This window comes from Rhizobacter sp. (assembly GCF_046595475.1).
In the GTDB taxonomy this organism is placed as follows: domain Bacteria; phylum Pseudomonadota; class Gammaproteobacteria; order Burkholderiales; family Burkholderiaceae_C; genus Rhizobacter.
In genome coordinates, this window is the sequence record NZ_JBKJOQ010000117.1 from 1 (window position 1) to 5230 (window position 5230).

The window sequence follows — 5230 nt, forward strand, 5'->3', positions numbered from 1 at the left end:
AAAGAAGCGACCCCTGCCGACTCGGCCCTCGCGGTGCGAGGGCTGCCTTGCGCTGCTCGGTCTTTGCGGGTCGGGCAGAACTCGCTACGCGGCCTGCGGCCGCTGCGCTCAAACAGCTGCCCGAAGTCAGAGGTTGATGCGCGCTGCGCGCGCCCCGCAAAGCCCTGTGCTGCTCAGCTCGTCCGAAGGGGGAGATGAAACACCAGCAACACCAGACGCCTCGCTGCGCATCGGCTCCATCCAGCCGATGCGCAGCGAGGCGAGTGGTGAAGAAATCGCAGCAGGTGTGCGGCTTGTCTTCAGCATGGCGTTGACAGGCCGTAGCCTGTAGCCGTAGCCGTACAGCAAGATGGAGAGCGCCTTTGCTTTGGTTACTTTCATTTGGCGCGACAAATGAAAGTGACTCGCCCGCCGGGGCGACTACCCGGCGCCGTCGGGCAAGCCAGGTAGAAACAACCACGCGAAGCGGCACAGAAGGAGCGGGCCTTCGATACCTCAGGCTGAACGGATTGAACGGATTGAACGGGCTGAGCGAGCTGAGCGGGCTGAGCGGGCTGAGCAGATTGAATGGGTTGAACGGGCAGCGGGCTAAACGGGCTGAACGGACAGAGCAGTGCGCAAGCACAACCAACCCAGTTCAACCCGGCAGCTTCAACACCTTCTGTATGCCCTTGAGCAAGATGTCGTCCTTGTGCGGCTTGACGATCCATGCCACCACGCCGCTGTCTTTCCCGCGTGCCTTGAGCTCCGGGCTCGACTGGGTGGTGAGCATGAAGATGGGCACGTTGTGGCCTTGCTGCTTGATGTGGCCGCACATGGTGAGGCCGTCCATGCCGGGCATGTTGAGGTCGGAAATCACCAGGTCGACGGGTTGGCGTGCGATCGCCTCCAGGCCTTGCTCGCCGTTTTCGGCCTCGAACACTTCAAAGCCGTTAGCGGTCAGCAAGGTGCGCAGGGCGCTGCGAATGGCAAAGGCGTCGTCAACCACCAGGATACGTGGCATGGTCATGCTCCAGATGTCTGTTCCACGCACACGCGATTGCGGCCGCCGTGCTTGGCCTCGTACAGGTATTTGTCTGCGCGCTGGATGAGGCCGTCGAGGGTGTCGTTCTCGTTGCAGTAGGCCACGCCGCAGCTCGTCGTGACCTTGACGCTCCTGCCGCCGCCGATGTCGACGGAGTAAGACTCAAGCTGGGCGCGGATGCGCTCGGCGACGGCGGCGCCACCCGGGGCGCCGGTGTCGGTAGTGGGGAGCGCGAGCACGAACTCTTCGCCGCCGTAGCGGATCGGGATGTCGGTGTCGCGCACGCACGATTTGATGATCTGCCCCACTGCACGGATCACCATGTCGCCCGCGTCGTGGCCAAAGGTGTCGTTGACCTTCTTGAAATGGTCGATGTCAAGCATCACGACAGCAAGCTCCATCAGGTTGCCGCGTTTGGCAGAGGCCAGCAGCGGGCTCACACTGTCGGTCATGAAGAGCCGCGTGTAAAGGCCTGACAACGGGTCGCGTATCGCGCATTCATACAAGGCCTTGGCCTGGCGGCCCAGCAAGTCGGCTTTCGCTATCTCGCTCTGGGCCACTTGGCTCGCAGTGATGTCTTCCACCACCGCCAGGTAGTGCTCGACCACCTGGTTCTTGACGATGGGCTGAAAGCGTGCGCGTATCCAGCGCTGGCCCTGCGCGCTCGGTGCGCTGCCGTCGCCGGTGCGCAGCCGGTCGAGGTGATCGCCGTTGGCCTCGAGTGCCTGGAAGTCGGCGGCCGGGCGGCTGGCGTGAGCACGCAAGTGCTCGAAAACCTGGTCGATCTCACTGCGGCGGTCTTCATTGGCATGCCGCAGCAGCTCAGGCAGTGAGCAGCCGTTCAGGCTCGACTGGTTGAGCAACACCTGGCAATACTCAGACAGCACTTCCATCACCACACCGTCGCGGTCGATGATGAGCAGCCCGAGCGGAATGCTGGAGAAGATGCTCATCAACTTGAGCTCTGACTGATAGAGCTCCGACAGGTCGCTGCCGATCACCGAGATGACGGCGCCTTCGGCAGCACCCGGGTGCTGCAGGCGCGACATGCGCCAGAAGAAGGGCTTGGCCGCGCCGCCTTCGCCGGCGCATTCGAGCTCCAGCTTGGCATTGGCACGCGCCTGAGGGTCGGAGCTCCCCCGCACTTCGCGGAAGTGGTGCAGCAGGAGTGCGCGGCTTTCGTCGTTGAAAAACGAGGCGAAGTCGCGGTGCAGGATGCTGCCCATGGTTTCACCCACCAGGTCGCAAAACATGCGGTTGCTGCGGATGATGCGGTTTTCGTGGTTGAGCACCACGAACACGCTGGGCACGTTGTCGAGCACCTCTTCGCTGTGCTCGCAGGCCCCCTCCAGCATGGAGAGGATGCGCTGTGAGGCCAGCAGCTCGTTGTGGGCGGTCATAGGAAATCCAGTTCGCCCGTGTCGGCGTCGTTGTCTTCGCAGGTCACTGCGCTGTAGTCGGCGCCTGCGGGCAGCTCGCAATAGCAGCTGCAGTAAAGCGTGCCAAAGCCGCCGCTCAGGCGCCACATCTCGCCTCCCTTGACCACCGCACCTGCCTTGGCGTTGTAGTCGGCATAGATTTCGTAGATGCCGCGCGTGCACAGCGGCACGCTCATGCCCATGGGCAACTGCTGGGCGTCGAACGCCCTGCACACCCGGCCACCAACCTGGTTGCTCAGCTCCTTCAGGTAGTCGATGACTTGCTTTGGCTCCAGGTCATGCCCTGTCGCGCCGCGAGACTGCCGGTAGGCCTGCATGTCGTCGAGGTCGAAATGCAGCTTCAAGACGATGCGCAGATCGCGGCTGTTGAGAATGACGAGCGACATGTAGCGGCGCAGCACTTGGCCCAGCTGCAAATCAGCCTCGGGCTGCGCCACCGTGACGCTCGCGTCGTCGAAGTATTGGATGGCCTGCAGCCGAGACGCTTCTCGCAGCAAGGTGCCGAGCTGCTGCACAGTCGGGTGCGCGCTCGCCTCGGTGGCGCCGCTCGGCTTGTAGGTGTCCATCGTGATCAGGCTCCGGCCAGTTTCTTGAAGGTGGCGAGCACGGCGTCGCCTTTGAACGGCTTCACGATCCAGCCCTTGATGCCGGCGGCTTTGCCACGCTCTTTCATGATGGGTGAGTTTTCAGTCGTCAGCATGATGATGTTGACCGCTGCGTTGTTCAGCTCGCTGCGGATTTTCTCGGCCATGGTCAGGCCGTCCATATTGGGCATGTTGACGTCGCTGACCACGAGCTTGATGTTGGGGTCACCCTTCAATTTGGTCAAGCCGTCACGGCCGTCCACGGCTGTTTCCACGACCAGGCCGGCTTTCTTGAGAAAGTCGCTCACTTCGACGCGCACCGTGCTCGAATCGTCAACAACCAGAATTTGTGCCATGTTTGACCTCTTGAATGGGTAGAGATACAGATCGATCAGAAGGAGAGGGGGCTTGCGGTCATGTTCAAAACATCTCCAGTTCGCCAGCCGTGTCTTCTTCCACTTCTTCTGCCGCACGCGGCTCGTAGGGAAAGTCGAGGTCGGCGAAGGCACAGACTGCCAGCGTGAAGTGCATCTCCACCCCTGAACCGAGCTCGGCTCGGTAGCGACGCGTGAGCACCGGGTGCACCGCTCCCACATGGTCGACCGAGCTGCGCTTGAGAATGCAGGGCGTGGACATGCCGATGTGCGGGAAGAAGACCGAAAGGTCGCGGTTGAGGGCGCCGCAGCAAAGGTTGCCGCGCTCCATCAGGTCGTCTGCAAAACGCTCGTCGTCCATCGTTTCCACCGCCACATTGCCAAGAGAGGCCAGGTGCGCACGCATGGCGGCGCTGCGGTCGAAGTGCATGAAGAGCAGCACGCGGAACATGTACGACGAGACGGTGAGCATCACCACCTCGCGGCCGCTTGCGGGGCCTGCGGCGTCGTCAGCCTGCACCACCGCGCAACCCGCACCGGCCGGTGCCAAGGCGCTCTTTACCGCGTGGGCCACGAACTGGTCGAGGCCTAGCCTTGCGCGATCGCTGACGGTAACGCGAATCGAGCTCAAGCCGCCTCCGCCATCACGGTCTGGCGCGTCTTGCCGTTCAACAGGCGCAGCTCATTGAGCGCGCCGGCAATCATCTTGCCGCCGGCCTGCAGGTCTTGGAAAGTAGCGCCCGTGATGAGGTCGTTCTTGTACAAGTTGCTGCGGTAATCCTTGGAGAGCTTGTCGGCCCGCGTGGCCAGGTCGCGCACTTCGGAGGCCACCACGGCGAAGCCGCGGCCCTGGTCGCCGGCGCGTGCCGCTTCGATCGACGCGTTGAGCGCCACGATGATCACCTGGTTGACGATCTGCGCAAACTCGTCGTTCTTCGAATGCATTTCGCGGTTGTGCTGCAGCAACTGGTTGAGCTCGGCGTTCCAGCGCTCAAAGGTCTCGATCAGGCCCAGCAGCTTGTCGATGGTGGCGCTCAACTGGTCGTAGCCCTGCTGCGCGTGGTTGCGCAGCGATTTCACGCCACCGGTGGCGCGGCTCAGCATCTGCTCATGCGCGCGCTGCTGCTCGTGGGCTTGGGTCTGCAAGCCGGCGCGATCGCGTTCGCCGGCGCGCCGCAGTTCGTCGAGTTGCTGCGCCAGCTCGGCGATGCTCAGCTGCGCGGCCTGCTCAACTTCGCTGGCCACGGCGCGTCGGGTCGCCTCTACCGCCAGCGCGGTGCGCTTGCGCCCCCACCACAGGCTGGCCAGGGTACCGGCGACCAGCCCGAGCGCGAAGAGTGCAATTGAAAGAGTCATGGCATGGGTTTGGTCGGAAGGTTCCAAATGTCTATCGGCCGTTGGCGCCCAAGCTGAAGCCCGGGCTGGCCTTGTCCACCAGCAAACGTGCCCGCAGGGCATCGAATGACATGGCCGCGCTGAGCGAGGCGGCGTATTTGTCGGGCAAGGCGATCACGGTCTCGAAGGCCCGGTAGTCGGTGTCTTCGCGGTCGTCAAGGAATCGAATGGCGATGGAGCCGCCTTCTTTTTCCAAGAAGCCCCGCACCGCGTCCATGCCCACACCGCGGCCCGAGACTTCGGTCACTTGCTCGGCTGTCGAGAAGCCCGAGCGGAAGATGAGCTGGGCCACCTCGTCGTCGCTGCTCTTCTGGCCCCGGGTGAGCAGGTTTTGCTCGGCGGCGCGCTGGCGGATCTTGGCGATGGCCAGGCCCTGACCGTCATCGCGCAGGCGTATCCACAGCTTGCCGTCGT

The 5230-nt window shown here is 63.3% G+C and carries 7 protein-coding genes and 1 pseudogene; all 8 read right to left on the reverse strand.

Annotation, left to right across the window (positions count from 1 at the left end; genetic code table 11):
• Window positions 1–126: 126 nt before the first annotated feature.
• Complete coding sequence (locus AC30QB_RS21410; protein ID WP_489548301.1) at window positions 127–381, reverse strand: hypothetical protein; 255 nt, start codon at window positions 379–381, stop codon at window positions 127–129.
• A gap of 256 nt (window positions 382–637) precedes the next feature.
• Window positions 638–1003, reverse strand: coding sequence for a response regulator transcription factor (locus AC30QB_RS21415; RefSeq protein WP_489548302.1), 366 nt, complete (start codon window positions 1001–1003; stop codon window positions 638–640).
• A 2-nt stretch (window positions 1004–1005) separates the two neighbouring features.
• The gene (locus AC30QB_RS21420) at window positions 1006–2424 is read right to left on the reverse strand and encodes a sensor domain-containing diguanylate cyclase (protein ID WP_489548303.1); all 1419 of its coding nucleotides are present in this window, start codon (window positions 2422–2424) and stop codon (window positions 1006–1008) included.
• Window positions 2421–3029 (reverse strand): hypothetical protein, encoded by a 609-nt coding sequence (locus tag AC30QB_RS21425; RefSeq protein WP_489548304.1) that lies wholly within the window; start codon window positions 3027–3029, stop codon window positions 2421–2423. Before AC30QB_RS21425 ends, AC30QB_RS21420 begins: the two co-directional genes overlap by 4 nt.
• A gap of 5 nt (window positions 3030–3034) precedes the next feature.
• Entirely contained in the window at window positions 3035–3403 is a 369-nt protein-coding gene (locus tag AC30QB_RS21430) for a response regulator (protein WP_489548305.1), read from the reverse strand.
• A 64-nt stretch (window positions 3404–3467) separates the two neighbouring features.
• Complete coding sequence (locus AC30QB_RS21435) at window positions 3468–4052, reverse strand: hypothetical protein (protein ID WP_489548306.1); 585 nt, start codon at window positions 4050–4052, stop codon at window positions 3468–3470.
• Entirely contained in the window at window positions 4049–4777 is a 729-nt protein-coding gene (locus tag AC30QB_RS21440) for a methyl-accepting chemotaxis protein (RefSeq protein ID WP_489548307.1), read from the reverse strand. The genes AC30QB_RS21435 and AC30QB_RS21440 overlap by 4 nt, the downstream gene beginning before the upstream one ends.
• A gap of 31 nt (window positions 4778–4808) precedes the next feature.
• Window positions 4809–5230, reverse strand: a pseudogene (locus AC30QB_RS21445) (hypothetical protein); the annotation flags it as partial.

Coding starts and splice junctions, on each gene's coding strand:
- AC30QB_RS21410 (WP_489548301.1), bottom strand. CDS start 381: ATGAAAGTAACCAAAGCAAAGGCGCTCTCCATCTTGCTGTACGGCTAC.
- AC30QB_RS21425 (WP_489548304.1), bottom strand. CDS start 3,029: ATGGACACCTACAAGCCGAGCGGCGCCACCGAGGCGAGCGCGCACCCG.
- AC30QB_RS21440 (WP_489548307.1), bottom strand. CDS start 4,777: ATGACTCTTTCAATTGCACTCTTCGCGCTCGGGCTGGTCGCCGGTACC.
- AC30QB_RS21430 (WP_489548305.1), bottom strand. CDS start 3,403: ATGGCACAAATTCTGGTTGTTGACGATTCGAGCACGGTGCGCGTCGAA.
- AC30QB_RS21420 (WP_489548303.1), bottom strand. CDS start 2,424: ATGACCGCCCACAACGAGCTGCTGGCCTCACAGCGCATCCTCTCCATG.
- AC30QB_RS21415 (WP_489548302.1), bottom strand. CDS start 1,003: ATGCCACGTATCCTGGTGGTTGACGACGCCTTTGCCATTCGCAGCGCC.